Annotated in this window: 1 protein-coding gene; it reads right to left on the minus strand. The window is 40.3% G+C overall.

What is annotated here, in order from left to right; genetic code table 11:
• Window positions 1–633 (minus strand): reverse transcriptase domain-containing protein (locus tag Q0954_RS34140; protein WP_299466619.1); only part of this gene is annotated, 633 nt, incomplete at its 3' end.
• Between the last annotated feature and the right edge of the window lie 171 nt (window positions 634–804).

Here is an 804-nt window from a genome sequence, read left to right on the forward strand (position 1 = left end):
TAAGTAAAGGTTTGCCAGAAGAGGACTAATGACTCCTCCTTGTGGTGTTCCTTGTACTGTGGGGATGGTTTGCTTTCCTTCTGATGTTTCACGAGGTGCTACTAACCATCTTTTTACATACATTTTCACCCAGTTTTCTTCTACGTGTACTGATAATGCACGCATTAAAAGTTCGTGATCTACTTCATCGAAGAAACTTTTAATGTCCATATCGATCACCCAGCTCATACTCAGTAAGTTTGTACGTACTGATTCTAGGGCTTGATGGGCACTTCTGTTTGGACGATAACCATAAGAATTTTCGCTGAATAGGGCTTCCATTCGTGGTTCCAGATAGCTCTTCAATACTTCCTGAGCTATTCGGTCACTTACAGTTGGAATACCTAACTTTCGTTGTTTACCATTGGATTTTGGTATCAATACCTCCCGAACTGGTGGTGGGAAATAGCTCCCAGAACTTAGACGATTCCAAAGTTTATAGAGATTGTTTACCAAGTCTTGTTCATAATCTTTTAAACTCACTTGATCTACGCCTCCATTTCCTCCGTTTGCCTTTACTTTCTTGTAAGCTTTCCATACCATCTCTTTGGTAATAGGTAATGACTTTGTCTTGTCGCTTTTAATCCTCCTCATTTTCTGTAAGTTGTTAAAAACTTGAAAACTGTATAACTGAACCCCTTCGCTACACTTCCATTACAGAAGCTTCAACACTAATACGAGTTCATCCGCCACCCTCTATCATCTCAGTATTCGCCTTGTAGGATCGCTACTTGTACTTTCCCTTAATGATCATAGAGGGCTTCC

This window comes from uncultured Microscilla sp., assembly GCF_947493425.1.
GTDB lineage: Bacteria > Bacteroidota > Bacteroidia > Cytophagales > Microscillaceae > Microscilla.